The sequence below is a fragment of the Aeromonas aquatica genome (assembly GCF_000764655.1).
GTDB classification, from domain to species: Bacteria; Pseudomonadota; Gammaproteobacteria; order Enterobacterales; family Aeromonadaceae; genus Aeromonas; species Aeromonas aquatica.
Genome location: NZ_JRGL01000097.1, coordinates 12,011 through 38,985 on the forward strand (window position 1 = coordinate 12,011; position 26,975 = coordinate 38,985).

Annotated in this window: 28 protein-coding genes; 27 read left to right on the forward strand and 1 reads right to left on the reverse strand. The window is 61.4% G+C overall.

Going from position 1 to position 26,975, the window contains the following annotated elements:
- Window positions 1-53 precede the first annotated feature (53 nt).
- The 26 genes from fliR to LG30_RS0111460 all read left to right on the forward strand — a co-directional run bounded on the left by fliR (window position 54) and on the right by LG30_RS0111460 (window position 25,449).
- Window positions 54-851, forward strand: coding sequence for a flagellar biosynthetic protein FliR (fliR, locus tag LG30_RS0111335; protein WP_033130821.1), 798 nt, complete (start codon window positions 54-56; stop codon window positions 849-851).
- 501 nt (window positions 852-1,352) lie between these two features.
- Window positions 1,353-2,483, forward strand: coding sequence for a flagellar biosynthesis protein FlhB (gene flhB, locus LG30_RS0111340; protein WP_033130822.1), 1,131 nt, complete (start codon window positions 1,353-1,355; stop codon window positions 2,481-2,483).
- Between the two features lie 427 nt (window positions 2,484-2,910).
- Window positions 2,911-5,013 carry a flagellar biosynthesis protein FlhA gene (gene flhA, locus LG30_RS0111345; RefSeq protein WP_033130823.1) on the forward strand — a complete coding sequence of 701 codons (2,103 nt, stop codon included), beginning with the start codon at window positions 2,911-2,913 and terminating at the stop codon, window positions 5,011-5,013.
- Window positions 5,014-5,029: 16 nt separating this feature from the next.
- On the forward strand, window positions 5,030-6,535 hold the full coding sequence (gene flhF / locus LG30_RS0111350; protein WP_033130824.1) for a flagellar biosynthesis GTPase FlhF: 1,506 nt from the start codon (window positions 5,030-5,032) through the stop codon (window positions 6,533-6,535).
- Window position 6,536: 1 nt separating this feature from the next.
- On the forward strand, window positions 6,537-7,412 hold the full coding sequence (locus LG30_RS0111355) for a MinD/ParA family protein (RefSeq protein ID WP_033130825.1): 876 nt from the start codon (window positions 6,537-6,539) through the stop codon (window positions 7,410-7,412).
- The gene (locus LG30_RS0111360; protein WP_033130826.1) at window positions 7,405-8,124 is read left to right on the forward strand and encodes an RNA polymerase sigma factor FliA; all 720 of its coding nucleotides are present in this window, start codon (window positions 7,405-7,407) and stop codon (window positions 8,122-8,124) included. The genes LG30_RS0111355 and LG30_RS0111360 overlap by 8 nt, the downstream gene beginning before the upstream one ends.
- 123 nt (window positions 8,125-8,247) lie before the next feature.
- Entirely contained in the window at window positions 8,248-8,619 is a 372-nt protein-coding gene (cheY, locus tag LG30_RS0111365) for a chemotaxis response regulator CheY (protein WP_425266319.1), read from the forward strand.
- 12 nt (window positions 8,620-8,631) lie between these two features.
- Window positions 8,632-9,372, forward strand: a complete 741-nt coding sequence (locus tag LG30_RS0111370) for a protein phosphatase CheZ (RefSeq protein WP_033130827.1) — start codon at window positions 8,632-8,634, stop codon at window positions 9,370-9,372.
- A gap of 11 nt (window positions 9,373-9,383) precedes the next feature.
- A complete protein-coding gene (locus tag LG30_RS0111375; RefSeq protein WP_033130828.1) occupies window positions 9,384-11,519 on the forward strand; it encodes a chemotaxis protein CheA in 2,136 nt (711 codons plus the stop codon).
- 32 nt (window positions 11,520-11,551) lie between these two features.
- The gene (locus tag LG30_RS0111380; RefSeq protein ID WP_033130829.1) at window positions 11,552-12,667 is read left to right on the forward strand and encodes a protein-glutamate methylesterase/protein-glutamine glutaminase; all 1,116 of its coding nucleotides are present in this window, start codon (window positions 11,552-11,554) and stop codon (window positions 12,665-12,667) included.
- Window positions 12,668-12,669: 2 nt separating this feature from the next.
- Window positions 12,670-13,407 (forward strand): flagellar motor protein, encoded by a 738-nt coding sequence (locus tag LG30_RS0111385; protein ID WP_033130830.1) that lies wholly within the window; start codon window positions 12,670-12,672, stop codon window positions 13,405-13,407.
- Window positions 13,408-13,486: 79 nt separating this feature from the next.
- A complete protein-coding gene (locus LG30_RS0111390; protein ID WP_033130831.1) occupies window positions 13,487-14,392 on the forward strand; it encodes an OmpA family protein in 906 nt (301 codons plus the stop codon).
- Between the two features lie 4 nt (window positions 14,393-14,396).
- Window positions 14,397-15,191: a ParA family protein gene (locus LG30_RS0111395; protein WP_033130832.1), complete on the forward strand. Its 795-nt coding sequence runs from the start codon at window positions 14,397-14,399 to the stop codon at window positions 15,189-15,191.
- Window positions 15,188-16,069, forward strand: coding sequence for a chemotaxis protein CheW (locus tag LG30_RS0111400; protein ID WP_033130833.1), 882 nt, complete (start codon window positions 15,188-15,190; stop codon window positions 16,067-16,069). The genes LG30_RS0111395 and LG30_RS0111400 overlap by 4 nt, the downstream gene beginning before the upstream one ends.
- Window positions 16,070-16,138: 69 nt before the next feature.
- Window positions 16,139-16,627 carry a chemotaxis protein CheW gene (locus tag LG30_RS0111405; protein ID WP_033130834.1) on the forward strand — a complete coding sequence of 163 codons (489 nt, stop codon included), beginning with the start codon at window positions 16,139-16,141 and terminating at the stop codon, window positions 16,625-16,627.
- Window positions 16,628-16,726: 99 nt separating this feature from the next.
- A complete protein-coding gene (locus LG30_RS0111410; protein WP_033130835.1) occupies window positions 16,727-17,113 on the forward strand; it encodes a DUF2802 domain-containing protein in 387 nt (128 codons plus the stop codon).
- A gap of 163 nt (window positions 17,114-17,276) precedes the next feature.
- Entirely contained in the window at window positions 17,277-17,918 is a 642-nt protein-coding gene (gene ccmA, locus LG30_RS0111415; RefSeq protein WP_033130836.1) for a cytochrome c biogenesis heme-transporting ATPase CcmA, read from the forward strand.
- The gene (ccmB, locus tag LG30_RS0111420; RefSeq protein ID WP_033130837.1) at window positions 17,918-18,586 is read left to right on the forward strand and encodes a heme exporter protein CcmB; all 669 of its coding nucleotides are present in this window, start codon (window positions 17,918-17,920) and stop codon (window positions 18,584-18,586) included. Before ccmA ends, ccmB begins: the two co-directional genes overlap by 1 nt.
- Before the next feature lie 115 nt (window positions 18,587-18,701).
- Window positions 18,702-19,442 carry a heme ABC transporter permease gene (locus LG30_RS0111425; RefSeq protein ID WP_033130838.1) on the forward strand — a complete coding sequence of 247 codons (741 nt, stop codon included), beginning with the start codon at window positions 18,702-18,704 and terminating at the stop codon, window positions 19,440-19,442.
- Between the two features lie 2 nt (window positions 19,443-19,444).
- A complete protein-coding gene (gene ccmD / locus LG30_RS0111430; protein ID WP_033130839.1) occupies window positions 19,445-19,651 on the forward strand; it encodes a heme exporter protein CcmD in 207 nt (68 codons plus the stop codon).
- Window positions 19,648-20,139, forward strand: coding sequence for a cytochrome c maturation protein CcmE (gene ccmE / locus LG30_RS0111435; RefSeq protein WP_033130840.1), 492 nt, complete (start codon window positions 19,648-19,650; stop codon window positions 20,137-20,139). Before ccmD ends, ccmE begins: the two co-directional genes overlap by 4 nt.
- A gap of 82 nt (window positions 20,140-20,221) precedes the next feature.
- Entirely contained in the window at window positions 20,222-22,177 is a 1,956-nt protein-coding gene (locus LG30_RS0111440; protein ID WP_033130841.1) for a heme lyase CcmF/NrfE family subunit, read from the forward strand.
- A gap of 82 nt (window positions 22,178-22,259) precedes the next feature.
- Complete coding sequence (locus LG30_RS0111445; protein ID WP_033130842.1) at window positions 22,260-22,790, forward strand: DsbE family thiol:disulfide interchange protein; 531 nt, start codon at window positions 22,260-22,262, stop codon at window positions 22,788-22,790.
- Between the two features lie 11 nt (window positions 22,791-22,801).
- Window positions 22,802-23,281, forward strand: coding sequence for a cytochrome c-type biogenesis protein (locus LG30_RS0111450; protein WP_033130843.1), 480 nt, complete (start codon window positions 22,802-22,804; stop codon window positions 23,279-23,281).
- Window positions 23,278-24,558 carry a c-type cytochrome biogenesis protein CcmI gene (gene ccmI / locus LG30_RS0111455; RefSeq protein WP_033130844.1) on the forward strand — a complete coding sequence of 427 codons (1,281 nt, stop codon included), beginning with the start codon at window positions 23,278-23,280 and terminating at the stop codon, window positions 24,556-24,558. Before LG30_RS0111450 ends, ccmI begins: the two co-directional genes overlap by 4 nt.
- Before the next feature lie 81 nt (window positions 24,559-24,639).
- Complete coding sequence (locus tag LG30_RS0111460; RefSeq protein ID WP_033130845.1) at window positions 24,640-25,449, forward strand: MlaA family lipoprotein; 810 nt, start codon at window positions 24,640-24,642, stop codon at window positions 25,447-25,449.
- Window positions 25,450-25,552: 103 nt separating this feature from the next.
- On the opposite strand, the gene sodB is transcribed toward LG30_RS0111460, so the two are convergent.
- Entirely contained in the window at window positions 25,553-26,137 is a 585-nt protein-coding gene (gene sodB / locus LG30_RS0111465) for a superoxide dismutase [Fe] (RefSeq protein WP_033130846.1), read from the reverse strand.
- A gap of 286 nt (window positions 26,138-26,423) precedes the next feature.
- On the opposite strand from sodB, the gene LG30_RS0111470 reads away from it, so the two are divergent.
- On the forward strand, window positions 26,424-26,768 hold the full coding sequence (locus tag LG30_RS0111470; RefSeq protein WP_033130847.1) for a Grx4 family monothiol glutaredoxin: 345 nt from the start codon (window positions 26,424-26,426) through the stop codon (window positions 26,766-26,768).
- Window positions 26,769-26,975: the final 207 nt, after the last annotated feature.

Sequence of the window (26,975 nt, forward strand, 5' to 3'; positions counted from 1 at the left end):
GCGACCATCAGGCTGCCGATGACCACCAGTCCCATGGCTTCGGTAGCGGCGGCATGAGCTATACCACTGCGGTGATCATGGAGTGGCTGGCCTCCATCCTCTGGCCGCTGGCCCGGGTGAGCAGCCTGCTGATGGTGATGGCGGTGTTTGGCAGCCGGCTGGCCCCGGCGCATATCCGCATGGGGTTGGCGCTGGCCATCACCCTCATCATCGCCCCCCTGTTGCCCCCCATGCCCAAGATAGAGCTGTTCTCTGTCGGCAGTTTTCTGGTGCTGGGGCAGCAGTTGCTCATCGGCGTGGCCCTGGGCCTCATGACCCAGTTCCTGCTGGAGAGCTTCGTGATGGCGGGCCAGGTCATCGCCATGCAGACCAGCCTGGGGTTCGCCACCCTGGTGGATCCCATGAACGGCCAGTCCGCCCCCGTGGTGGGCCAGTTCTACCTGATGCTGGCGACCCTGGTGTTCCTGGCGGTGGACGGTCACCTGCTGATGATCAAGATGGTGGTGCTGAGCTTCGAGACCCTGCCGGTCTCCGACAGCGGGCTGACCCTGCCCGCCATTCGCAGCCTGATAAGCTTCCTCGGGGTCATGTACCAGGCCTCATTGGTGATGGCGCTGTCGGCCATCGTCGCGCTGCTGCTCATCAACTTCGCGTTCGGGGTCATGACCCGGGCCGCCCCCCAGCTCAACATCTTCAGCATCGGCTTCGCGGTCAGCATGATGTCCGGCCTGTTTATCCTCTGGCTCACCATAGGCGGCTTCATGGGCCACTTCGAATCCATCTGGGAGCGAGTGCAGGAGACCAGCTGCGAGCTTATCAACGTCCGGTGCTATGGGGGCCAGAATGGTTGACCTGGTGTTGGCGCAGTTCACGCAATGCCAGGTCTTTGGCCGGATGATCGCCTGCCTCTCGCCAGTCGGGGGTCAGCATGGCTGATACCGATCAGGCACATGGCACCGAACAACCCGGTCAGGTGTCACAATGTCAGGTCTTTGGCCGGATGATCCTTTGCCTCCTGCCAGTCGGGGGTCAGCATGGCTGATACCGATCAGGCACATGGCACCGAACAACCCGGTCAGGTGTCACAATGTCAGGTCTTTGGCCGGATGATCCTTTGCCTCCTGCCAATCGGAGGTCAGCATGGCTGATACCGATCAGGCACATGGCACCGAACAACCCGGTCAGGTGCCACAATGCCTGACCTTAGGCCGGATGATCCTTTGCCTCCTGCCAGTCGGAGGTCAGCATGGCTGATACCGATCAGGCACATGGCACCGAACAACCCGGTCAGGTGCCACAATGCCTGACCTTAGGCCGGATGATCCTTTGCCTCCCGCCAGTCGGAGGTCAGCATGGCTGATACCGACCAGGAACGTACCGAACAACCCACGGGCAAACGACTGCAACAGGCCCGGGAAAAAGGGCAGATTGCACGCTCCAAGGAGCTGGGTACCGCCAGCGTCTTGCTGGCGACCGTGTTTGGCCTGCTGATGATCAAGGAGAGCCTGGCCGATGCCATGGTCAAGGTGCTCACCGTCGGCTTTACCCTGGACAGGGATCAGGCCTTCGATCCCAACGCCATGGGCGCCATGGTGCCCGCCCTGCTGGCCCCGCTGTTGCAACCCCTCGGCCTGCTGTTTCTGCTGGTAGCCATCGCCGCCTTCGTCGGTAACACCCTGCTCGGCGGGATGAACTTCTCCTCCGAGGCCATGCTACCCAAGTGGAGCAAGCTGAGCCCCTTGAATGGTCTTAAGAGGATGTTCGGGGTGCAATCCCTGGTGGAACTCATAAAATCCATTGCTAAAGTGATTTTTATTAGCACATTCGCCTGGTGGATGCTCTCCAGCAAGTTCAATCATCTGCTGAATCTCTCCCTCGAGGGTTTTCCCGGCGGCATCATAGACGCGCTGGATCTGCTGCTCTGGATGCTGATCATTCTCTGCTGCGCCCTGATCCCCATCGTCGCCATCGACGTGCCCTTCCAGACCTGGAACCACAATCGCCAGCTCAAGATGACCAAGCAGGAGATCAAGGACGAATTCAGGGACAGCGAGGGCAAGCCCGAGGTCAAGGGCAAGATCCGCCAGTTGCAGATGCAGATGGCGATGCGCCGCATGATGGGAGATGTGCCCAAGGCGGACGTCATCATCACCAACCCGAGCCACTACTCGGTGGCCCTGAAATACGATGCGAGCAAGCCAGGCGCGGCCCCCAAGGTGCTGGCCAAGGGGGTGGACGAGGTGGCGATGAAGATCCGGGAGATAGCCCGCGAGTACGAGATCCCCATCATGCCGTCCCCGCCGCTCACCCGCGCCATCTATCACGCCACCGAGATTGGCCAGGAGATCCCGGAGGGGCTGTTCGCCGCCGTGGCGCAGGTCCTGGCCTATGTGTATCAGCTCAAGAAGTTCCGCCGTGGTCGTGGCCGGCGCCCGACCCCGATCGCCAAAGACCTGCCCATTCCCCCCGAGTTCCGCACATAGCGGCGTTTGAATAACGCCATCAGCCGCAGGGCTGTCTGTCGCCGTGGTGTAAGCGCTGGCCTGTGCGTACCGGCTCAAGAAGTTCCGCCGTGGTCGTGGCCGGCGCCCGACCCCGATCGCCAAAGACCTGCCCATTCCCCCCGAGTTCCGCACATAGCGGCGCTTGCGTAACGCCATCAGCCGCAGCGCTGTTCGCCGCCGTGGCCGACACCTAACCCCACTCGCCAAAGACCAGCCCATTGAGCCCCAATACCGCCAATAAACGCAAAACCCTGGCCCCGCCCGCCATGGCCCCGGTTCATGTGCGGGCCGAGGGCGACGGACTTCTGACATACTAAAAATAAATTCCATATATATCAGTATTTTAAATTATTGGCTTGATGTTTGCTTTAGTCCGGCACTGGCGGTTGATAATTTGAGAATAATGATGGGATTCAAGGCTGGACTGAGCCGTTTCAAAGAGTACCGATGGTTGCTGACCAAGGGGGTGGGGACGCCGTTGCTGGTGCTCGCTTCCCTCGGCATGGTGGTGTTGCCCATCCCGCCGCTGATGCTCGATATCCTGTTCTCCTTCAACATCGCCCTCTCCATCGTCGTGCTGCTGGTGGCCGTCTACACCCGCCGGCCACTGGAATTTGCCGCTTTTCCCACCGTCTTGCTGATAGCGACCCTGCTGCGGCTCGCGCTCAACGTCGCTTCCACCCGGGTGGTACTGCTGGAAGGCCATAACGGTACCGCGGCGGCCGGCCACGTGATCGAGGCCTTCGGCAACGTGGTGATCGGCGGCAACTATGCGGTGGGCATCATCGTCTTCATGATCCTGGTGATCATCAACTTCGTGGTGGTCACCAAGGGGGCGGGCCGGATCTCCGAGGTGAGCGCCCGCTTCACCCTGGATGCCATGCCCGGCAAGCAGATGGCCATCGATGCGGACCTGAACGCCGGCCTCATCAATCAGGAAGAGGCCAAGAAGCGTCGTCAGGACGTGACCCAGGAAGCAGACTTCTACGGCTCCATGGACGGTGCCTCCAAATTCGTGAAGGGGGATGCGGTCGCGGGCATCATGATCCTCTTCATCAACATCATCGGTGGCTTCATCATCGGCATGGTGCAGCACCAGCTCACCTTCGGCGAGGCGGCCGAAGTCTATACCCTGCTCGCCATCGGTGACGGCCTGGTGGCCCAGATCCCGTCCCTGCTGCTCTCCATCGCCGCCGCCATCATAGTGACCCGCCAGAATACCGATCAGGACATGGGCACGGCGGTGCTCGGCCAGCTGTTCGAAAATCCCAAGGCGCTGGTGATCTCCGCCGGCATATTGCTGATGATGGGCAGCGTGCCCGGCATGCCGCACCTGGCGTTCCTGAGTCTGGGGGCCGTGGCGGCGGCCGGAGCCTGGTGGTTGCTGCGCCGCGAGAAACAGAACAAGGCCAGGGCGGCGAGCGGTGAACTCTTGCCGGCCCATGGGGATGCCCCGGTCGAGCAGAAAGACCTGAGCTGGGACGATGTGATGCCGGTGGACATCATAGGGCTGGAGGTGGGCTATCAGCTGATCCCGCTGGTGGACAAGAGTCAGGGGGGCGAGCTGCTCAACCGGATCAAGGGGGTGCGCAAGAAGCTCTCTCAGGAGTTCGGTTTCCTGGTGCCTGCGGTGCACATCCGTGACAACCTGGATCTCGCCCCGAACCAGTATCGCATCACGCTGATGGGGGTGAGTACCGGCGAGGCCAGCGTCTATCACGACAAGGAGATGGCCATCAACCCGGGCCAGGTGTTCGGCCAGATCCAGGGCATTGCGACCCAGGATCCCGCCTTCGGGCTGGAGGCGGTCTGGGTCGCCAAGGAGCAGGTCTCCCAGGCCCAGACCCTGGGTTATACCGTGGTGGACGCTGCCACTGTGGTAGCCACCCACATGAGCCAAATTCTCTCCAATCATGCCGCCCTGTTGCTGGGATATGACGAGGTTCAGCAGCTGCTGGACATGATCGGAAAACATCAGAGCAAGCTGGTGGAAGGGCTGGTTCCCGAGGTGATCAGCATGGGGAATCTGGTCAAGGTATTGCAAAATCTCCTCAATGAAGGCGTGCCAATTCGCGATATGCGCACTATCCTGCAGACCCTCGTGGAATATGCGCCGCGCAGTCCGGATCCGGAAGTGCTGACGGCCGCTTGCCGTATCGCCCTGCGCAGGTTGATCGTGCAGGAGATCGCCGGCCCGGAACCCGAGCTGCCGGTGATCACGCTGTCACCAGAATTGGAACGTATATTGCATCAATCCCTGCAAGCAGGTGGAGGAGATGGCGCCGGCATAGAGCCGGGACTGGCGGAGCGGATGCAGCGCTCCCTGGTGGAAGCCACTCAACGACAAGAACTGGAAGGCCAGCCGGCCGTGCTTCTGACATCGGGGATACTGCGCAATACCCTGGCGAAGTTTGTCAAGAATGCCATTCCTGGATTGCGTGTTCTGTCTTATCAGGAAGTGCCTGATGACAAGCAAATCCGCATCGTCAGTGCGGTAGGACAGAACTAGTTAGCGGAGATGACGGGTGAAGATTAAGCGGTTTTTTGCCAAAGACATGCGAACGGCGCTGGCCGAGGTCAAGGAGACGCTCGGGCCGGATGCCGTCATCATGTCCAACAAGAAGGTCACCGGTGGGGTGGAGATAGTCGCGGCCGTCGACTATCAATCCCAGGTGCCCGGACCCAAGGACGCGCCGGTTCGCCGTCAGTTGAACGATGAGAGCGTCAATATCTCGTCTGCGGGCAAGCAGATGACGCGCCCGGCGCCAGCCAAGGAGCAGAACGAATATTATGCCGATACTCTGGCGGCCCTGCTGGCCCGCCAGCAGAAGCTCAACCCGGCCAACCCGTCAGGCAATGGCAATCCAGCGCCGGGTGCCTGGTCCGCGAATGCGGCGGGCGGTGGCAATTCCTCGCCGGGTTCTTGGTCCGGGAATGTGGCGGGCGGTGGCAACCAGTCCGCGGGTCTGGTGTCGGCCAATACGGCCCCCAGAACCCTGGCCGAGCAGGGCCAGTGGGGCGCCGCCCCCGAGCCTGCCAAGCCAAGGCCGCGTTCTGCCCCAAGCCCGCGCCCAGCCCAGGCTCCCCAGCGGGAGCAGGAGATGGAAGGGATGCGCAAGGAGATGGCCAGCATCCGCAAGTTGCTGGAGCACCAGATCTCCGGCCTGATGTGGCAGGAGGTGGAGCGCCGGGAGCCGATGCGGGCGCTGCTCATCAAGGAACTCAAGAAGATGGGCTTCGACGATGCCTTCGCCGATCAGCTGGCGGGTCTCATCCCGGAAGATATGCCCATTCATCAGGCCATGGCCCAGTTGGCCGAGGTGCTGACGGCCCAGCTCAAGATCAGCGAAGACGATATCCTGCGCCAGGGTGGCGCCGTGGCCCTGCTCGGTCCGACCGGGGTCGGCAAGACCACCACCATCGCCAAGCTGGCGGCTCGCTTCGCCATGAAATACGGGGCCGAGCAGGTGGCGCTGATCACCACCGACAACTATCGGATCGGTGCCCATGAACAGCTGCAGACCTATGGCCGCATCATGGGCTGTCCGGTGCGCCAGGTGCGGGATGCCGAGGAGCTGGCCAATGCGCTCTACCAGTTCCGTAACCGCCGGTTGGTGCTCATCGATACCGCCGGGGTGGGTCAGCGGGATATCCGTCTGACCGAGCAGCTCGATACCCTGGTCAAGAATGCCAAGGTGCGCATTCGCAGTTATCTGGTCATGTCCGCCACCTCCCAGCGACGGGTGATGCAGGAGGCGGTGGATCACTTCCGGCGCATTCCGCTCAGTGGCTGCATCCTGACCAAGCTGGACGAGAGCCTGAATCTGGGTGAAGTGATCAACGTATGCATTCAGAACGCGCTGCCCATCAGCTACATCACCGATGGACAGCGGGTGCCGGAAGATATTCAAGTTGCCAATGCGGCGCTGCTGGTCGGTGCCGCCATGGGCTCGCTCGAGCGAGAAGCAGAGGATCCCTATTTCTGGGGGTCGGGTTTTGGCGAGGCCGAAGATTCGGAGTTTTATGAGTAACATGTATATGGATCAGGCGAGTGGTCTGCGCAAAATGCGTCAAAACAATCGAGTGAAAGTGATCGCCGTGTCCGGAGGCAAGGGGGGCGTGGGCAAGACCAACGTCACCCTGAACGTGGCGGGAGCCATGGCCGCCCAAGGCAAGCGCGTATTGGTACTGGATGCTGACCTTGGCCTGGCCAACGTCGACGTCATGCTCGGGCTGCGGGTGCACCGCAATCTGTCCCATGTGCTGGCCGGGGAGTGCACCATAGACGACATCATCGTCGAGGGGCCCTACGGCATGATGATAGTGCCGGCCACCTCCGGGACCCAGTCCATGGTCGAGCTCTCCCCGGTGCAACATGCCGAGCTCATCCGTGCCTTCAGCGAGATGAAGACTCAGGTCGATGTGCTGCTGGTGGACACCGCGGCGGGGATCTCCGACATGGTGCTGAGTTTCACCCGTGCGGCCCAGGACATCATGGTGGTGGTGTGCGACGAGCCCACCTCCATCACCGATGCCTATGCCCTCATCAAGATCCTCTCCAAGGATCACGGGGTGTTCCGCTTCAAGGTGGTGGCCAACATGGTGCGCTCCCTGCGCGAGGGGCAGGAGCTCTTCGCTAAGCTGACCCGGGTCACCGACCGCTTCCTGGATACCTCTCTGGAGCTGGTTGCTTGTGTCCCTTATGACACCAACCTGCGGGCCGCCGTGCGCAAGCAGAAGCTGATCGTCGAGGCCTTCCCCAAGTCGCCCGCCGCGCTGGCGTTTCGCGCCCTGGCCAACAAGGCGGCGAGCTGGCCCATCCCGAACCAACCGGGCGGCCACCTCGAGTTTTTCCTCGAAAATTTATTGCAAAAGCCGGTCATAGCACAGGAAGACTCCCGTGAATAAAGCCCAAGCATACTTGCGTCATCAGGATTCCTATGTGCTGGTCGAGCGTCATGCTCCGCTGGTTAAACGGATCGCCCAGCATTTGTTGGCTCGTCTGCCGAGCAGTGTCTTGCTGGATGACCTGATCCAGGCAGGTATGATTGGGTTGCTCGAAGCCTCCCGCAATTTTGACGGCAGCAAGGGCGCCAGCTTTGAAACCTATGCCGGCATCCGCATCCGCGGGGCCATGCTCGACGAGATCCGCCGTGGTGACTGGGTGCCGCGCTCGGTGCACCGCAACAGCCGTGCCATCGCCGAGGCCATCGAAAACGTGGAGCAGGCTCATGGCCGGGATGCCCGTGACAATGAGGTTGCGTCCCGGATGGGGGTCTCCCTTAGCGAGTATCACGCCATGCTGCAGGATGTCTCTTGCGGCAAGATCATCGGCATCGAGGATCTGGGGGTCAGCGAGGATGTGATAGGGCATCCCGATGATGCCAGCGGTCATGGTGGCTTTGACGATCTGGCGGCCGAGCGCTTTCAGGGCGCCCTGGCCGAACACATCGCCCGCCTGCCCGAGCGGGAGGCGCTGGTGCTTTCGCTTTATTACGACGAAGAGCTGAACCTGCGCGAGATCGGTGAAGTCTTGAGTGTGAGCGAGTCTCGGGTGAGCCAGATCCACAGCCAGGCCATGCACAGATTGCGCGCGCGTTTGCGAGATTGGAATTTATAAGTGGTTGTACTGGCTACACTGGAACGCAACTCTAAGGCATAATCCGCACCATTCAACCTGCATTCAGCATCATGTAAATGAGCCGTTTTGGCGGCTATTTAGGAGGGAATTTTGGACAAGAACATGAAAATCCTCATCGTGGATGACTTTTCAACGATGCGCCGGATTATCAAGAACTTGCTGCGTGACCTGGGATACAACAATACCCACGAAGCAGACGATGGCAACACGGCGCTGCCTATGTTGAAGAACGGCGACTACCAGTTTGTGGTCACCGACTGGAACATGCCCGGCATGCAGGGCATCGACCTGCTCAAGGCCATCCGCCTCGATGACAAACTCAAGCACCTGCCGGTGCTGATGGTGACTGCGGAAGCCAAGCGCGAGCAGATCATCGAAGCCGCCCAGGCAGGGGTCAATGGCTATATCGTCAAGCCGTTCACCGCCGCCACCCTCAAAGAGAAGCTCGACAAAATCTTTGAACGCATCGGTTAAGGAGTGGCAGGGATGACGGCCAAAACGAGTGCCCTGATCTCGCTCGATCAGGCAAGGATGCTGGTGACCCACCTTGAGCAAGGGGAGTTTGAACAGGCCGATACCATCCTCGCCGAGGTGTGTGCCCCCAATGCGGCGGCGCTGTTCGACAAGGTGGGTCAACTGACTCGCCAACTGCACAACTCTTTGCAGGATTTTCGGCTGGATCCCCGGATCCCCGACCTGGCCACCCACGAGATCCCCGATGCCCGGGAACGTCTGAGCTATGTCATCGACATGACGGACAAGGCGGCCAACCGCACCATGGATGCGGTAGAAGCCAGTCTGCCCATCGCCGATCGGCTCAATGACAACATTCAGCTGGTCATGCCCAATTGGAATGCCTTGATGAGCCGGGATCTCGAGCTGGGCCAGTTCAAGGCGCTCTGCCATCAACTGAATGATTTTATTAAGGCTTCAGAGGCAGATGCCGATAAGTTACGACAACTGCTGACGGAAATTCTGATGGCTCAGGATTTCCAGGATTTGACCGGTCAGATGATCCGCAAGGTCATCAAGCTGGTGCAGGAAGTTGAAACGAAGCTGATTGAGATGCTGACGATGTTTGGTGAGGCGGTGGCCGAGAATTCGGTGCGCGGCCTGCCGGCGAGCGGCATCGAAGCCGAGGGCCCCATCATGAACCCGCAGACAAGGTCCGATGTGGTCAACGGTCAGGATGATGTGGACGATCTGCTGTCTAGTCTGGGATTCTAATGGAGTGACGCATGGCCTTCGAAGTTGATGAAGACATACTGCAAGACTTTTTGGTCGAAGCATCAGAAATATTGGAACAGTTGTCTGAACAACTGGTCGACTTGGAAAAGCGACCCGATGACAAGAATCTGTTGAATGCCATTTTCCGCGGCTTCCATACCGTCAAGGGGGGAGCCGGTTTCCTCTCCCTGACCGAGCTGGTGGACGTCTGCCACGGTGCCGAGAACCTGTTCGACATGCTGCGCAACGGCAAGCGAACCCTCAGCGCCGAGCTGATGGATGTCATCTTGCAGGCCCTCGATGCCATCAACGTCATGTTTGCCCAGGTACAGAACCGGGAGCCGACCAGCCCGGCTTCCGCCGATCTCCTGCACGATCTGCACGAGCTGTGCAAGCCCGAAGGGCAGGAACGGCTGCGAACCGCCAGCGTCGTCGTCGCCCCGCAACTCGAACCCGTGCCCGAGCCGGTGATCGTCGCCGAGGTGGCACCTGTTGCCGTCAATGGCGGTGGCTCCATCGATGAGATCTCCGCCGATGAGTTCGAGCGGCTGCTCGATGAGCTGCACGGTGCCGGCAAGGCCCCGACGGTGTCGGTTGCCCCTGTCTTGAGCGGCTCTGGCGACATCACCGACGACGAATTCGAGGCGCTGCTCGATCAGCTGCACGGCCAGGGCCAGCACGGTGGTGCCCCCGATTTGAGCCCGCTGCAGTCGGTACAACAAGAGGTGGACGAGCTCATCGATGACGACGAGTTCGAGCGCCTGCTGGATGAGTTGCACGGCCGCGGCCAGGCGCCGCAGCACAATATGGCGGCGTCGACGCCAGCGCCTATCGCTCCGGCTCCCGCGCCTGTGGTTCAGCCCAGTGCCACCGCCAGCCCGGTGCCGGTTGCCAAGGCTGCCCCCGTGGTCGCCAAGCCAGCACCAGCCCCTGCGCCAGCCAAACAGGCGCCCCCTGCCGAGAGCAGCACGGTACAGAACGACACCACGGTACGGGTGGATACCAAGACTTTGGACGTCATCATGAACATGGTGGGCGAGCTGGTCCTGGTGCGTAACCGTCTGGTGAGCCTCGGCGTCGCCAGCAATGACGAAGAGATGTCCAAGGCGGTGGCCAACCTGGATGTGGTGACCGCCGATCTGCAGGGCGCTGTCATGAAGACCCGCATGCAGCCTATCAAGAAGGTATTCGGTCGCTTCCCCCGCGTGGTACGCGATCTGGCCCGCACCCTCAAGAAAGACATCGAGCTGGTGATGGTCGGGGAGGAGACGGATCTCGACAAGAATCTGGTGGAGGCCCTGGCCGATCCCCTGGTTCACCTGGTGCGCAACTCCTGCGATCACGGCGTCGAGATGCCGGATGTGCGCGAGAAGGCGGGCAAGCCCCGTCAGGGCACCATCACCTTGAGCGCCTCCCAACAGGGGGATCATATCCTGCTCTGCATCGAGGATGACGGCGCCGGCATGGATCCGGAGAAGCTGAAGTCCATCGCCATCAGCCGTGGCGTGCTGGATGCCGACAGTGCTGCGCGCATGAGTGACAACGACGCCTATAACCTGATTTTTGCTCCCGGTTTCTCTACCAAATCGGAGATTTCCGATATTTCCGGTCGTGGCGTTGGCATGGACGTGGTGAAAACCAGCATCGTCAGCCTCAATGGCTCGGTCCACATAGATTCGACCTGGGGCAAGGGCACTCGCCTCGAGATCAAGGTGCCCCTCACCCTGGCCATCTTGCCGACCCTGATGGTGGAAGTGGGCAAGCAGACCTTCGCTCTGCCACTTGGCTGTGTGAACGAAATTTTCCACCTGGATCTGAAGAAGGCCAACGTGGTGGATGGCCAGCTCACCATCATAGTGCGCGACAAGGCGATCCCCCTGTTCTACCTGCACAAGTGGCTGGTGCGCGGCGCCGGCAAGACGGCGCGCCAGGACACTGGCCACGTGGTCATAGTCCAGATCGGTACCCAGCAGGTGGGCTTCGTCGTGGACAACCTCATCGGCCAGGAAGAGGTGGTGATAAAGCCCTTGGACAACCTGCTGCAGGGCACCCCCGGCATGGCCGGCGCCACCATCACCAGCGACGGCGGCATCGCCCTCATTCTGGATGTACCCAGCCTGCTCAAGGCCTATGCGCGCCGGCACTGATCGTTCCGACCCGAGGAGTTAGAAGAAGAACAATGGCAGTCAAGGTATTAGTGGTCGACGATTCGAGCTTCTTCCGCCGCAGGGTGAGCGAGATCATCAATCAGGATCCCCTGATGACGGTGATCGACACGGCCCAGAATGGACGGGAGGCGGTGGACAAGGCGCTGCAGTTGCGGCCCGACGTCATCACCATGGACATCGAAATGCCGGTACTCGACGGCATCAGCGCCGTGCGCGAGATCATGGCCAAGTGTCCCACCCCCATACTGATGTTCTCCTCGCTGACCCACGACGGCGCCAAGGCGACCCTGGATGCGCTGGATGCCGGTGCCCTCGACTTTCTCCCCAAGAAGTTCGAAGACATCGCCCGCGACAAGGACGAAGCGGTCAGGCTGCTGCAACAGCGGGTCAGGGAGATTGCCCGCAAGCGCTTCCTGATGGCGGCCAAGCCGAGGGCCCCCGAACCGCTGGTGCGTCCTCCCGTGGTCGGTGGTGGCCTGGGACGTCCCCTCGAGCGCCAGCCCGAGCCGACCCGTGCCCCGGGGACTCCCGCCAGCTTCAAGCGCAGTGGCAAGAGTTATCAGCTGGTGGCTATCGGCACCTCCACCGGTGGCCCCGTGGCGCTGCAAAACGTGCTGACCAAGCTGCCGGGGGATTTCCCGCACCCCATCTTGTTGATCCAGCACATGCCGGCGACCTTCACCGCCGCCTTCGCCGCTCGCCTCAACGGCCTGTGCCAGATCGGTGTCAAGGAGGCCGAGGACGGAGACGTACTCAAGCCAGGTCATGCCTACCTTGCCCCCGGCGGCAAGCAGATGCTGCTGGAGGGACGGGGCCCAGGGGCTCGCCTGCGGATCATCGAGGGCAATGACAAGGTCAACTACAAGCCTTGTGTCGACATCACCTTCGCCTCGGCCGCCAAGACCTACGGCGACAAGGTGCTCGCCATAGTGCTGACCGGCATGGGCGCCGATGGCCGGGACGGGGCGCGTCTGCTCAAGGAGCAGGGGGCGACCATCTGGGCCCAGGATGAAGCCTCCTGCGTGGTCTACGGCATGCCCCAGGCGGTCGCCAAGGCTGGCATAGCGAGCGAATCCCTGCCGCTGGATCGGGTGGCACAGCGCATCCTGATCGAGTTGGGTCGCTGAGCATGGGCATGCTCGGTCTGGTGCTGGCGTTGGGCGCCGTTGCCGTTGCCCAGTGGTGGCACGGTGGCAGCCTGCTGACTCTGCTCGATGGCCCGGCCTTCGTCATCGTGGTGGGCGGCACCTGGGGCGCGGTGATCCTGCAGACGCCCCGCAAGTACCTGCTGGCGGCGCTCGGGCAGGTACGCTGGATGCTGTTTCCGCCGCGGTGGGATCTGGCCCAACAAGCCGAGCGGCTGCAAAGCTGGGCCCAGTTTGCCCGTCAGCAGGGTCTGCTGGCGCTGGAAAACCAGGCCGAAGAGGAGACAGAGCCTTTCACTCGGCAGGGCCTGACCATGATAGTGGACGGTGTCTCCATCGAGGATATCCGTCGGCTGCTGGAGGCGGACATCGACATCGAGCAGGAGCGCAACGAGCACGCCGCCAGAGTCTTCGAGGCCATGGGAGGCTATAGCCCGACCATCGGCATCATAGGGGCGGTGATCGGCCTCATCCAGGCCATGTTTCATCTGGAGGAGCCGAGCACCCTCGGTGCCGGCATCGCCATCGCCTTCGTCGCGACCATCTACGGGGTGGGGTTTGCGAACCTCATTTATCTGCCTGTCGCGAATCGTCTGAGAGCATTCCACTACCAATACGGCCTGTACCAGGAAATGACCCTGGAGGGACTGCTGGCCATCGCCCACGGGGAGAACGGCCTGCAGGTTGAGCGGCGGTTACGGGCCTATCTGAAAGGCGAATAGCCGACGTCATGGCGTCTCGTCCACGAAGAGGCTTGCCGGCCGGCGGTTACTGGGTTATCTGACTGAAAGGGGAATAGCCATGCGCAAGCGCTACCGTTTGCACCTGCAGGGACGAGAGCACCTCGATCGCTGGCTGGTCTCCTACGCCGATTACATGACGCTGATCTTCGCCCTGTTCGTGGTGCTCTACTCGGTGGCCATGGTCAACAAGGAGCAGTATCGCGCCGTCATCGATGGCATGACTCAGGGGTTCAATCAGGCGACTCCGCGCAGCGATGGCTTGCTGGAAGGGCAGGGCAAGTCCCTGTTGAACAACCCGGTGTCGGCCGCCCCCTCGTTGCTGGAGAGTGCGGCGTCCCCCTCACCCTCCCTCGCCCCCATCACGGGCACCCCGATTTCGCAAGATGGCACGGCCCTCGCCACCATAGCGCTGCAGCTGCAGGAGGCCATGGGCGCCCTGGTCGATGCCGGCGTGGTCAAGCTGGCGCAGGATGAAAACTGGATCACGGTGGAGCTGAGCTCGGGCCTGCTGTTCAACAGTGGCAGCGCCTTTCTCGGCAACAATGCGACCCCGGTACTCGATACGCTTTCAGGTATTCTGAAACCGGTCGATAACTATGTCAGGGTGCGGGGTTATACGGATAACCAGCAGATAAACAATGAGATTTTTCGCTCCAATTGGGCTCTCTCCGGGGCAAGAGCCGAGGCCGTGCTCAATGCACTGGTCGGTAAGGGCATAGTGCCACAGCGGCTCGCCTACGAGGCTTATGGAGAATTTTCCCCCTTCGCCGATAACAACACTGAGCAGGGGCGGCTACAGAATCGCAAGGTCGTGGTCGCCATATCCCGCTTCGCCTGGGTGCCCAGAGCTGCCGTCAATCCCGTGACGGTAGCGCCTGTGCCAGCCGCGCAGCAGGCGGCAGAGGATGTCAGGGTGGTGACGCTGCCCGGTGGTGGCATACGCATAACAACAAGGCAGGATTGATACAGTGATTGTTTGGACGGTTGCCAATCAGAAAGGTGGAGTCGGTAAAACCACCACAGTGGTCTCTCTCGCAGGGCTCTTGGCCCAGCGTGGCCAGCGCGTGCTGCTGATCGACACCGACCCTCATGCCTCCCTGACCTCGTATTTCGATTTCGACTCGGACCGGTTGGAGGGCACCCTCTATGAGTTGTTCCAAGCGGCCAAGCCCAGCGTCGAGCTGGTCAACCGCATGACCCTCAAGACCAAGTTCGACAACCTTCATCTGCTGCCTGCTTCCATCACCCTGGCAACCCTGGATCGGGTGATGGGCAACAGGGAAGGGATGGGGCTGGTGCTCAAGCGCGCCCTGCTGCGGGTGCAGGATCAATATGACTATGTGCTCATCGACTGTCCGCCGGTGCTGGGGGTGATGATGGTCAACGCCCTGGCGGCCTGCGATCGGATCCTGGTACCGGTGCAGACCGAATTTTTGGCCTTGAAGGGGCTGGAGCGGATGATGAAGACCTTCGAGATCATGCAACGATCCAAGCGAGACAAGTTCCGCTATACCGTGATCCCGACCATGTTTGACAAGCGCACCCGTGCCTCCCTGATGACGCTGCAATCCATCAAGGAGCAGTATGGTGAGACGGTGTGGAATGCGGTCATCCCCATCGACACCAAATTCCGGGATGCCAGCCTGCTGCACATCCCACCTTCCATCTATGCACCGGGCAGCCGTGGCACCTATGCCTACGAGACCCTGCTCAATCATCTCGATGCTCAGGAGCGCCAACGGACCCAAGAGGTGAAGTCATGAGAGAAACCACCCAGGTTCGGGCCATGGATGATTATTTCAACTCCCTGCTGCTGGACGATGCCCTGCTGCGGGAGAGCCTGGATGACGAGGCGCCGGCGCCGGTATTGCAGCGCCAGGCCAAGCCTGTCTCCTTGCCCGAGGTGGTCGTCGCTCCCTATCTCGAGACCGACCAGCGGCTCGAGCAACTGAGCGAGTTGCTCGCTCAGGTGGGGCAGGTGCAGTTCGAGATGGATGCCTTGAGCCATGAGGAAATCCACGCCGAGCCTCTGCAGATCGAGGTGGCGCTTGAGACAAGCACACAGATCGAGCCCGAACAGCTGCAGCCCGAGATAGTGCCGGCACCTGCCGTCATCGAGCCGGCCACCCTGCTGGTGACCGAACCCGAGCCGGCACCGCTAGTCGAGGTGGAGGCCGCTCCGTCGAGCTGGGAGAATCTGGACACCGGCAACGAGTTTCAGGCACTCTTCTTCGATGTGGCGGGGGTGACCTTTGCGGTGCCTCTGACCGAGCTTGGCGGCATTCATCAGCTGGGGGAGGTGACTTCCCTGTTCGGCCAGCCGGCCTGGTATCGCGGCATCATGGCCTCCCGGGATCAGAAGATGAACGTGGTGGACACGGCGCTCTGGGTGATGCCGGACAGATCATTGGATGTTACCGACTACAAGTATCTGATCATGTTGGGAGAGTCCCCCTGGGGGCTGGCCTGCCATCAGCTCAAGGGCACCGAGCTGTTGCGCCGGGATCAGGTAAAATGGCGCCATCAGGAGGGCAAGCGCCCCTGGCTGGCGGGCATGGTCAAGGAGAAGATGTGTGCCCTGCTGCACGTCAGGGAATTGCTGGTGCTGCTCGGGCGTGGCGTGAACATAGAAGGTCGCTGAGAATATCGGCAATACCGTGGTTTTATTGCTAATTTTACCCGTTGACGGGTTCATACAAGGATTAAGAGCATGACAGAGAAGCGCAATATCGCACAAAATCTGGCCGAAGATGAAGTGCTGCAGTGGGTGACCTTCCAGCTGGAAAACGAGACCTATGGCATCAACGTGATGCAGGTCCAGGAGGTGTTGCGCTACACCGAGATCGCCCCCGTGCCGGGTGCCCCGGACTATGTGCTGGGCATCATCAACCTGCGTGGCAACGTGGTGACCGTCATCGACACCCGCTCCCGCTTCGGCCTGCCGGCCGGGGATGTGAGCGAGAACTCGCGCATCGTCATCATAGAGGCGGAGAAGCAGGTGATCGGCATCATGGTGGACAGCGTGGCCGAGGTGGTCTATCTGCGCTCCTCCGAGATCGATCCTGCCCCGGCGGTGGGCACCGAGGAGAGCGCCAAGTTCATTCAGGGGGTCAGCAACCGCGACGGCCAGCTGTTGATCCTGGTGGATCTCAACAAGCTGCTCTCGGACGAAGAGTGGGACGACATTGGCTCCCTGTAATGGGAAGAGAGAAGAGAAAGGACGAGAGGATACGGACTCCGGGAGCACAAGCCCGGGGTCGCGTTGCTCGGTCTGCGTTGACAGGAAGGTGATAGTTTGATGATTGAATTCGCAGCCTTGGGGTTGTCCTTGTTGGCACTGGTGCTGGCCCTGGTCGGGATATTCGGCCAGCGTCGCAGCCGACGAGAGTCCGAGGCCAGGATAGAGACGCTGCAAGGGCAGCTCGAGAGTCTGCGCAAGCAGATGATGGAGCTCCATACCGGGGCCATTGGCATGGGCCAGCGCCTGCAATCGGCCGAAGGGGCCATGCAGAAGATCCATGACAGCCAGCAGGAGTTGACCCTGCAGGATCCGGATCGCCGCCTCTACAGTCGCGCCGCCAAGATGGTGGAGCTCGGTGCCGATCTCGATGAAGTCATGAGCGAGTGCGAGTTGCCGCAGGCCGAGGCCGAACTGCTGATCTCCCTGCGCAAAGGGCGCTCCTGAATCCGAAGGGGAGGCAGCCGCTTCCCCGATTTCCCCCGCCATATATTCCTCTGCCAAGGCGCGATCTCCCCCACAAATCCTGCTGATTGTTGGCATCTTTGAAAAGACGCTCCCCAATCCTGTGTTAACATGCAGGCCGCCTCTTTCCACTGATTAAATCCTCATGCTGCTTCAAGCCAACAATCTGAGCTGCGTGCGTGAAGATCGCACCCTGTTTGAACATCTCTCTTTCGCGGTGACGTCCGGCGATCTGGTACAGATTGAGGGCCCGAACGGGGTGGGCAAGACCAGCCTGCTGCGGTTGCTGACCGGACTCTCCCAGCCTTTTGCCGGTGAGGTGTGCTGGAACGGGGAAGACATCTGCCGTTGCCGTGACGAGTACCATGCCAACCTGCTCTATCTGGGCCATCAGCCCGGGGTCAAGGCAACCCTGACCCCTCTCGAAAATCTCGCCTTTTACCAGAAGCTGCATGGCACGGGCGCCACCGAGGTGGATCTCTGGCAGGTGCTGGCTCAGGTCGGCCTCGCCGGGTTCGAAGATTATCCGGCGGGCCAGCTATCGGCAGGCCAGCAGCGCCGGGTGGCCCTGGCCAGGCTCTGGTTGTCGGAGCAACCGGCACTCTGGATCCTGGACGAGCCCTTCACCGCCATCGACAAGCAGGGGGTCAAGGTGCTCGAGCGGTTGTTCCTGACTCACGCCGAGCGAGGCGGCATGGTGATCCTCACCACCCACCAGGATCTGACCCTGATGCAGGGGCGCCTGAAGACCCTCTCCCTTACTCCCCTGATGCAGGATGCCGTCTGATGCTGAGCGCCGTACTGACCCTGATCCAGCGAGAGTTGTTGATGGCCTTGCGCCAGCGCGCCGACATCTTCAACCCGCTCTGGTTCTTCCTCATCGTCATCACCCTGTTCCCCCTCGGCATAGGGCCCGAGCCCCAGCTGCTGGCCCGCATCGCCCCCGGCATCATCTGGGTGGCGGCCTTGCTGGCGGCCATGCTCTCCCTGGAGCGACTGTTTCGCGACGACTTCAGCGACGGCGCGCTGGAGCAGATGATGCTGATGCCCCATCCGCTCGGGCTGCTGGCGCTGGCGAAAGTGGTCGCTCACTGGCTGCTGACCGGTCTACCGCTGCTGCTGGTCTCCCCCCTGCTCGCCATCTTGCTCTCCCTGGACATGAAGACTTATCTGGCGGTGGTCGCCACCCTGGCCCTCGGCACCCCGGTGCTGAGCCTGCTCGGGGCGGTCGGGGTGGCGCTGACGGCCGGGCTGCGCAAGGGCGGGGTACTGCTCAGCCTGCTGCTGTTGCCGCTCTATATTCCGGTGCTGATCTTTGCCACCTCCGCCATCGATGCGGCTGGCATGGGGTTGCCCTATGCCGGCCAACTGGCCATCCTGGGGGCCATGTTGGCGGGGGCACTGACCCTGACCCCGCTGGCGATCTCGGCGGCGTTGCGGGTCAGCGTCAACTGATGAAATCGATATAAGTCAATGTGATGGCTGTTTATCGCTGTCGGGGTATGTGATGTTTCCCGGCAGTGGGCGGGCCTCGCCACTAAAAATGAATAACTGAAAGGTTCTGTGAGCTATGTGGAAATGGTTGCACCCTTATGCTAAACCCGAGCGAGCCTACCGGCTGGCCGGGACTCTGCTACCCTGGTTTGCCGTGATCAGTCTGCTTGCCTTCATCATAGGCACCGCCTGGGGGCTGGCCTTTGCCCCCTCGGATTATCAGCAAGGGGACTCTTTCAGGATCATCTATATCCATGTGCCTGCCGCGATCCTCTCCATGGGGGCTTACTCCACCATGGCGGTGGCGGCCTTCATCGGCCTGGTGTGGCAGCTGCGCATGGCGGACATGACGGTGGCCGCCGTCGCCCCGGTGGGCGCCGTGTTCACCTTTATCGCCCTCTTTACCGGCGCCGCCTGGGGCAAGCCCATGTGGGGCACCTGGTGGGTCTGGGATGCCCGCCTCACCTCCGAGCTCATCCTGCTGTTCCTCTATCTGGGGGTCATCGCACTCTATAACGCCTTCAGCGACAAGGTGGTGGCGGGACGCGCCGCCGGCATACTGGCGCTGGTGGGGGTGATCAACCTGCCCATCATTCACTACTCGGTGGAGTGGTGGAACACCCTGCACCAGGGCGCCTCCATCACCAAATTTGACAAGCCGTCGATCTCGGCCGAGATGCTGTGGCCGCTGCTCATCATGATACTGGCGTTCGCGACCTTCCTCGGCGCCCTGACCCTGATGCGTTTTCGAAATGAGCTCTTGATGCGAGAGTGGCATCGCCCCTGGGTCGCCGACATCGCCAGGCTGGAGAAGTAAGCATGCACTTTGCCTCGTTCAGTGACTTTGTGGCCATGGGCGGTTACGCCTTCTACGTCTGGCTCTCCTTCGGTCTGACCGGGCTCTGTCTGGTCGGTATCGTTATTTCCACCCGGTTGAAGACCCGCAGCCTGCTCAATGAATTGCGAAGCAAGCAGGCCCGCGAGGCCCGCCGCCAGGCGGCCCAGCAGATGGAGAACACTCTATGAACCCGAGACGCAAGAAACGCCTCACCATCATCCTGGCCATCAGCCTCGGCCTCGCCGCCGTGATCGGCCTGGTGCTCTATGCCCTCAGCCAGAACATCGATCTCTTCTACACCCCGAGCGAATTGGTGGAGGGCAAGGGGCCGGACAAGATCAAGCCGGAAGAGGGCCAGCGGCTGCGGATCGGCGGGCTGGTGGTGCCCGGTACCGTGGTGCGGGATCCCCAGAGCCTCAAGGTGGTCTTCAAGCTGATAGACAACGGCGGTCATCTGGTGACGGTGGAATTCGATGGCATCTTGCCGGATCTGTTCCGCGAGGGGCAGGGCATCGTCGCCCAAGGCACCCTCAAGGATGCCACTACGGTGGCCGCCTTCGAGGTGTTGGCCAAGCACGACGAGAACTACATGCCGCCGGAAGTGGCCGACGCCACCAATGGCATGCATTTCAAACCCGAATATACCGAGGCGCAGTTGAAGGGAGCCAAGCAATGAGCGCCTCCTTCCTGATGTCGTTTTCATCGTTTCTCGCCCGTGAGCAGGTTCAGGTCGCGGCTCGATTGAGAGGAGCTCAACCATGATCCCTGAATTAGGGCAATTTGCACTGATCCTGGCCTTTGCCACCGCCCTGTTGCTGGGGAGCTACCCGCTGCTCGGTGCCAAGCTTGGTCGCCTCGGCATGATGTCGGCGGCCCGCCCGCTGGCCTATACCCAGTTCCTGCTGCTGCTGCTGTCGTTCCTCTGCCTGACCTGGGCCTTCGTCGACAACGACTTCACAGTGCAGTATGTGGCCACCAACTCCAACAGTCTGTTGCCGCTCGCCTACCGCATCTCGGCGGTGTGGGGCGCCCACGAAGGCTCCCTGCTGCTGTGGGTGCTGACGCTCGGCGGCTGGACTGCGGCGGTGGCCCTGTTCAGCCGTAGCCTGCCGCTCGATGCGGTGGCGCGGGTGCTCGGCGTGCTGGGGCTGATCTCGGTCGGCTTCACCGCCTTCGTGCTGTTCACCTCGGATCCCTTCACTCGCACCCTGCCGTACTTCCCGGTGGATGGGCGTGACCTCAATCCGCTGTTGCAAGATCCCGGTCTCATCTTCCATCCTCCCATGCTCTACATGGGCTACGTGGGCTTCTCGGTAGCCTTCGCCTTCGCCATCGCCTCCCTGATGACGGGCCGGCTGGACGCCACCTGGGCACGCTGGTCCCGTCCCTGGACCATGGCGGCCTGGGTCTTCCTGACGCTCGGCATAGTGCTCGGCTCCTGGTGGGCCTATTACGAGCTTGGCTGGGGCGGCTGGTGGTTCTGGGATCCGGTGGAAAACGCCTCCTTCATGCCCTGGCTGGCGGGCACGGCCCTGCTGCATTCGCTGGCGGTGAGCGAGAAGCGCGCCACCTTCAAGGCCTGGACTGTGCTGCTGGCGCTCTCGGCTTTCTCTCTGAGCCTGCTCGGCACCTTCCTGGTGCGCTCCGGCGTGCTGGTGTCGGTGCATGCCTTCGCCTCGGATCCGACCCGCGGCCTGTTCATCCTGGGCTTCCTGCTGGCGGTGATCGGCAGCTCCTTGCTGCTGTTTGCCTTCAAGGGCTCTCAGGTGAAGAGCCACGGCAAGCATGAGTTGTGGAGCCGCGAGACCCTGCTGCTCGGCAACAATATCCTGCTGGTGGCGGGTCTGTTGACCGTGCTGCTCGGCACCCTGCTGCCGCTGGTGCACAAGGAGCTGGGGCTCGGCAGCATCTCCATCGGTACCCCCTTCTTCAACCACATCTACAGCTGGCTGATCATCCCGTTCGCCCTGCTGCTGGGGGTCGGCCCGCTGTTCCGCTGGCGCCGCCAGGAGCTCGGTGAGCTCAAGGGCAAGGTGGTGCTGGCGCTGGGACTGAGCCTGGTCGCCGCCTTCGGGCTGCCGCAGCTGTTTGCCGGGGAGTTCAAGCCCTGGGCCGCGCTCGGCATCGGCCTCGGCAGCTGGATCATCATCACCAGCGTGCAGGAGACCTGGGTGCGTGCCACCCACAAGCACAGCTTCACCACCGGTGTTCGCCGCCTCGGTAACAGCCACTGGGCCATGATCCTGGGCCACGTGGGGCTGGCGGTCAGCATCATCGGCATCGCCTGCACCCAGAACTACAGCATCGAGAAGGACCTGCGCATGCAGGCCGGTGATCGGGTGCAATTCGCCGATTACGAGTTCGTCTTCACCGGCATCACCGAGAAGAACGGCCCCAACTACGACGGCTTCAAGGGCGTGCTGGAGGTGCACAAGGATGGCAAGCAAGTCGCCCTGCTCAAGCCCGAGAAGCGGATGTACAAGGTGAGCCGTATGCCGATGACGGAAGCCGCCATCGACGCCGGTATCACCCGGGATCTCTACGCGGCCCTCGGCGAGCAGCTCGACAACGGCGCCTGGGCGGTGCGGATCTACTACAAGCCATTCATTCGCTGGATCTGGTTCGGCGGCGTCTTCATGGCCATCGGCGGCGTGCTGGCGATGCTGGACAAACGCTATCGCTTCGGCCGTCGTGAAGAGGAATCCAAGCCATGAATCATCGTAAAACGTGTTTGTTTCTGACCTTTTTTGATGACAAACGCTGCCTTCATGGTTGCCGTGCAGAGGGATCCAACGCATGAGCCGTAGAACCTGGTTATTTCTGCTGCCGTTGATGGTGTTTCTGGGGGGCGCCGTGTTCCTGTTCAAGGGGCTCTACTCCGACCCGACCAAGCTCGAATCCGTGATGGTGGGCAAGGAGGTGCCGGTGTTCACCCTGCAGGACCTCCATGACCTGAACAAGCAGCACGACAGGAGCATCCTCAAGGGGCGTCCCATGCTGCTCAACGTCTGGGCCACCTGGTGCCCGACCTGCTACGGCGAGCACACCTACCTCAAGCAGCTGGCGGGGCAGGGCATTCCCATCGTCGGCATGAACTACAAGGACGAGCGGGACAAGGCCATCAAGTGGCTGGCAGAGCTCGGCAACCCCTATCAGGTCAACCTCTATGATCCCGATGGCATGCTGGGGCTGGATCTCGGGGTCTACGGTGCCCCCGAAACCTTCTTCATCGACAGCCAGGGCATCATCCGCTACCGCCATGTGGGGGATGTGAATCCCGAAGTCTGGGCCTCGACCCTCAAACCCATCTTCGATGCCATGAAATAAGGGAGCCATAGATGAAAACACTGATTGCTTCTTTATTGCTGATGGCGGGGCTGTTTGGTGCCGGTCAGGCCAGTGCCGCCATCGACGTCTATACCTTCGACAGCGACGCCCAGGAGCAGAGCTTCCGCGAGCTGACTAAGGAGCTGCGCTGCCCCAAGTGTCAGAACCAGGACATCGCCGACTCCAACGCCGGGCTCGCCAAAGACCTGCGGGACAAGACCTACCAGATGGTGCGGGAGGGCAAGGACAAGCAGGAGGTGGTGGACTACATGGTGGCCCGCTACGGCAATTTCATCCTGTATGACCCGCCCATGATGGCCTCGACCCTGATCCTGTGGCTCGGCCCGCTGCTGGTCATCGTCATCGGCGCCACCACTGTGGTGGTGCGCAGCCGCCGCCGTTCCCCCGCCGCCGTCCAGGCACAGAGCGCCCTGAGCGCGACAGAGCAGGCCCGGCTGGCCGCCCTGCTCAAAGAGGAAGAGAAACCATGACCGCTTTTTGGATTGTGACTGCGGCCCTGCTGGCGCTGGTGAGTCTGGCGCTGATCCTGCCGCTGTGGCGCGGTGAGGGCAGCCAGAGCATCAGTCGCTCGGCGCTCAACAAACAGCTCTATCGCCAGCGTGTGCTGGAGATCGGTGAGGAGCGCGACCAGGGCGTGCTGGCCGAGGAGGGGGAGTCCCTGGTGGAGCTGCAGCGCAGCCTGCTTGACGACATCCCCGACGTGGAGCAGAGCGCCCGCAGCGGCAAGAGCCTGGTGTGGATCCCGGGGGTGCTGGTGTTGGTGGTGGTGAGCCTCGGCCTCTACTACCAGCTGGGTGCCTGGCAAGAGGTGAGCCGCTGGCAGGATGCCAACAGCCGGCTCGGGGAGCTGAGTAACCGCATCCTGGTGGAGCGCGATGCCGAGGTGACCGAGCAGGATCTGCTGGACTTCACCCTGGGGCTGCGCACCCGCCTCAAGGATGAACCGAACGATTACCGTGGCTGGCTGCTGCTGGGTCGGCTGACCCTGGATGGCAACGATCCCGAGATGGCCCGCGAGGCGCTGGAGCGGGCCTATGGCCTGGCCCCGCAAAAAGCCATGGTGGCGGTGCCCTATGCTCAGGCGCTGATGATGACGGGGGAGGAGGCGCAGGCGGCACAGCTGCTGCAGGCCGCCATCGCCCAGGATCCGAAAAACATCGAGGCGCGCTCCGTCTATGCCTTCATGGCGCTGCAGAAAGAGGACTTCCAGACCGCGCTCGACCGCTGGCGGGCCATGTTGCCGCTGCTTGAGAAAGGCTCGACCCGCCATGCCATGGTGGAGCGCTCCATCGAGTATGCCGAGCAACAGCTGCGCCAGCGCGGCATAGCCCCGACCGCCGCCCCGGCCACCCTGAGTGAACAGGCTGGCACACAGGCACCGGCTCAGGTGCTGGCGGTGAAGGAGGGAGAATTTCCGCTGCACATCAGCCTGGCGCCGGGTATTCAGTTGCCGGAAGACGCTCACCTGTTCGTGTTTGCGGTGATCCCCAACGGTCCGCCCATGCCGATCGCGGTCAAGCGTATTCCGGGTCCCGGCTTCCCGCTGACCCTGTCCCTCGGTGATGGGGATGCCATGATGGAGGGCAGCAAGTTGGCTGCCTATCCTGAGTTGCAGTTCAAGGCCCGTTTGTCCCGTGGCGGCAACGTCATGAACAAGGAAGGGGCCTTCGAAGGGGTCTCCGTCACAGTACCGACGACCTCAATTCCTACAGCGCCGATTGACATCCGCATCGATCACGCCCTCTAATACCCTCTTGGCCCGACCCCGGGATGGGGCGGGCCGCCTATAATTCAGACTGATTCAAAATAAAAAGCTTAGGACTTTCATATGTATCTGCGTTCAGGAGCATTGGCAGTGGCACTGCTATTGGGGGGCTGTGCGGGTGGCCCTCCCAAGCCGGGCCCAGAGAGCCTGGATCTCGAAGAAACCCCAAACCGTCCCGAGGCCAGCAGCACGGCCAGCGATCCCCGTGACCCCTTTCAGGGCGCCAACCGGGCCATGTGGGCGGTCAACTACGATGTGCTTGAACCCTATGTGGCCCGTCCTGTGGTGCACGGCTATGCCCGCTACGTGCCGCAGGGGGTGAAGGACGGCATCGACAATTTCGTGGATAACTTCGACGAGCCGAGCAGCATGGTCAACCACCTGCTCACCGGTGACTTGAAAGGCGCGGGTACCAACTTTGGCCGCTTTACCCTCAACACCACAGTGGGTCTGCTCGGGATCTTCGATGTGGCCAAGCATGCCGGCCTCGAGCGCAACATGCTGGAGATGGATACCGTGCTCGGCAAGGCCGACATCGGCGATGGCGCCTACATCATGGTGCCTGTCTACGGCCCGACCACCACCCGGGAGCTGGTCGGCGATACCATAGATACCATCTACTTCCCCTATGCCCTGCTGACCTTCCCGCTGCGGGTGGTGCACTGGGCGCTAGACGGGGTGGGGACGAGAGCCAAGCTGATCGATCAGGAGCGGATCATCGACAACGCGCTCGACCCTTATGCGCTCACCAAGGACTTCTACCTGCAGTACAACGATGGCAAAGTGAGTGGTCGCCAGCCTGAGCTCAAGCAGCAGAAGGGCCAGGAAGATGACAGCAACCTGGACGAGTATCTGGACGAGATAGACCAGTAACCCTTCCTGAAGCACAAGAGAGGCGTCCGTGGGCGCCTCTCTTGTTTTATTGCTGCCATAAAAAACGCCCCGCGATGCGGGGCGTTTTGGTAAGAGCGGGCTATCAGGCAGCCAGATTCTTGGCCACGAATTCCCAGTTGACCAGGGTCCAGAAGGTTTCCATGTACTTCGGACGCAGGTTGCGGAAATCGATGTAGTAGGCGTGCTCCCACAGGTCGACGGTCAGCAGCGGGGTTGTCCCGGCTTCGGTCAGCGGGCAGCCGGCGTTGGAGGTGTTGACGATGGCCAGGGAGCCATCGGCTTTCTTCACCAACCAAGTCCAGCTAGAGCCGAAGTTGCCGATGGCAGACTTGGTGAACGCATCCTTGAACTCGGCGAAGGAGCCGAAGGCCTTGATGATGGCATCGGCCAAGGCGCCGGTAGGCTCGCCACCGCCGTTCGGGGAGAGGCAGTGCCAGTAGAAGGTGTGGTTCCAGATCTGGGCGGCGTTGTTGAAGATGCCGCCAGTGGAGGTCTTGATGATCTCTTCCAGAGACTTGCCTTCAAACTCGGTACCCGGCACCAGGTTGTTCAGGTTGACCACGTAGGTGTTGTGGTGCTTGCCGTGATGGTATTCCAGGGTCTCCTGGGAGATGTGCGGTTCCAGAGCATTGATTGCATAGGGCAGAGCGGGAAGTTCGAAAGCCATTTTCTACTCTCCATTGGCTGGGCCGTGCGAAGGCGACGGTTGCAAGACATTGCGTATTCTTTTCTATTTTGAAAAGAATTGTTGTTAAAATAGGGGGCCGGAAGGCCCAAAGCCAAGGGATTGTAGCAGTATCAAAGATGGGCTAACAACTCTTGATTCTCGCCATGACTTGGATCAAGCTGCCGCTTATTGACCCATATCTTCTTGCACTTCGCATGGTTTGCCAGTTTGTGGTCTGCCCGGTTTGCAGTAGAATGGCCGCCGAAATCGCTCTAGTGAGGCACCTATGGAAACTATCGAAAAGATCAAACAGCAACTGGCTGACAACCCCATCATCCTCTACATGAAGGGATCCCCCAAGCTGCCCAGCTGCGGTTTCTCTGCCCAGGCTTCCCAGGCCATGATGTCCTGCGGTGAGCCCTTTGCTTACGTCGACATCCTGCAAAACCCGGACATCCGTGCCGAGTTGCCGAAGTTCGCCAACTGGCCCACCTTCCCCCAGCTGTGGGTGGAAGGGGAGCTGGTCGGTGGCTGCGACATCATGATCGAGATGTTCCAGGCCGGTGAGCTGCAGACCCTGATCAAGGAAGTGGCCGCCAAGCACAAGCAAGATGAGACCGCCGCCGAATAAGGTCGCATCCGGATCATGCAAAATGGGGAGCTAATGGCTCCCCATTTTCTATCATGGTGTTATCTACTGCTGGCCACACAAGCCGGCCACTCGCGGTTTGTTACTGTTTTTTAGGTGGCAGCAGCAGGCTGTCGTCGAGGGTGCCATCCCCCCTGAGCTTGTTGCCGTTGGCATCGACCGCATCCATCCCGTTGTCGTCGAGGGTGC

Excerpts from the sequence above, each read along its gene's own strand:
- cheY (WP_425266319.1), top strand. The coding sequence starts at position 8,248 with ATGAAAATCCTCATCGTGGATGACTTTTCAACGATGCGCCGGATTATC.
- sodB (WP_033130846.1), bottom strand. The coding sequence starts at position 26,137 with ATGGCTTTCGAACTTCCCGCTCTGCCCTATGCAATCAATGCTCTGGAA.
- LG30_RS0111390 (WP_033130831.1), top strand. The coding sequence starts at position 13,487 with ATGCGCAAGCGCTACCGTTTGCACCTGCAGGGACGAGAGCACCTCGAT.
- LG30_RS0111385 (WP_033130830.1), top strand. The coding sequence starts at position 12,670 with ATGGGCATGCTCGGTCTGGTGCTGGCGTTGGGCGCCGTTGCCGTTGCC.
- LG30_RS0111450 (WP_033130843.1), top strand. The coding sequence starts at position 22,802 with ATGAAAACACTGATTGCTTCTTTATTGCTGATGGCGGGGCTGTTTGGT.
- LG30_RS0111400 (WP_033130833.1), top strand. The coding sequence starts at position 15,188 with ATGAGAGAAACCACCCAGGTTCGGGCCATGGATGATTATTTCAACTCC.
- ccmE (WP_033130840.1), top strand. The coding sequence starts at position 19,648 with ATGAACCCGAGACGCAAGAAACGCCTCACCATCATCCTGGCCATCAGC.
- LG30_RS0111410 (WP_033130835.1), top strand. The coding sequence starts at position 16,727 with ATGATTGAATTCGCAGCCTTGGGGTTGTCCTTGTTGGCACTGGTGCTG.
- LG30_RS0111425 (WP_033130838.1), top strand. The coding sequence starts at position 18,702 with ATGTGGAAATGGTTGCACCCTTATGCTAAACCCGAGCGAGCCTACCGG.
- ccmD (WP_033130839.1), top strand. The coding sequence starts at position 19,445 with ATGCACTTTGCCTCGTTCAGTGACTTTGTGGCCATGGGCGGTTACGCC.
- ccmI (WP_033130844.1), top strand. The coding sequence starts at position 23,278 with ATGACCGCTTTTTGGATTGTGACTGCGGCCCTGCTGGCGCTGGTGAGT.
- LG30_RS0111375 (WP_033130828.1), top strand. The coding sequence starts at position 9,384 with ATGGCCTTCGAAGTTGATGAAGACATACTGCAAGACTTTTTGGTCGAA.
- LG30_RS0111440 (WP_033130841.1), top strand. The coding sequence starts at position 20,222 with ATGATCCCTGAATTAGGGCAATTTGCACTGATCCTGGCCTTTGCCACC.
- LG30_RS0111355 (WP_033130825.1), top strand. The coding sequence starts at position 6,537 with ATGTATATGGATCAGGCGAGTGGTCTGCGCAAAATGCGTCAAAACAAT.
- ccmA (WP_033130836.1), top strand. The coding sequence starts at position 17,277 with ATGCTGCTTCAAGCCAACAATCTGAGCTGCGTGCGTGAAGATCGCACC.
- LG30_RS0111405 (WP_033130834.1), top strand. The coding sequence starts at position 16,139 with ATGACAGAGAAGCGCAATATCGCACAAAATCTGGCCGAAGATGAAGTG.
- LG30_RS0111370 (WP_033130827.1), top strand. The coding sequence starts at position 8,632 with ATGACGGCCAAAACGAGTGCCCTGATCTCGCTCGATCAGGCAAGGATG.
- LG30_RS0111445 (WP_033130842.1), top strand. The coding sequence starts at position 22,260 with ATGAGCCGTAGAACCTGGTTATTTCTGCTGCCGTTGATGGTGTTTCTG.
- flhB (WP_033130822.1), top strand. The coding sequence starts at position 1,353 with ATGGCTGATACCGACCAGGAACGTACCGAACAACCCACGGGCAAACGA.
- flhA (WP_033130823.1), top strand. The coding sequence starts at position 2,911 with ATGGGATTCAAGGCTGGACTGAGCCGTTTCAAAGAGTACCGATGGTTG.
- LG30_RS0111460 (WP_033130845.1), top strand. The coding sequence starts at position 24,640 with ATGTATCTGCGTTCAGGAGCATTGGCAGTGGCACTGCTATTGGGGGGC.
- fliR (WP_033130821.1), top strand. The coding sequence starts at position 54 with ATGAGCTATACCACTGCGGTGATCATGGAGTGGCTGGCCTCCATCCTC.
- LG30_RS0111380 (WP_033130829.1), top strand. The coding sequence starts at position 11,552 with ATGGCAGTCAAGGTATTAGTGGTCGACGATTCGAGCTTCTTCCGCCGC.
- ccmB (WP_033130837.1), top strand. The coding sequence starts at position 17,918 with ATGCTGAGCGCCGTACTGACCCTGATCCAGCGAGAGTTGTTGATGGCC.
- LG30_RS0111470 (WP_033130847.1), top strand. The coding sequence starts at position 26,424 with ATGGAAACTATCGAAAAGATCAAACAGCAACTGGCTGACAACCCCATC.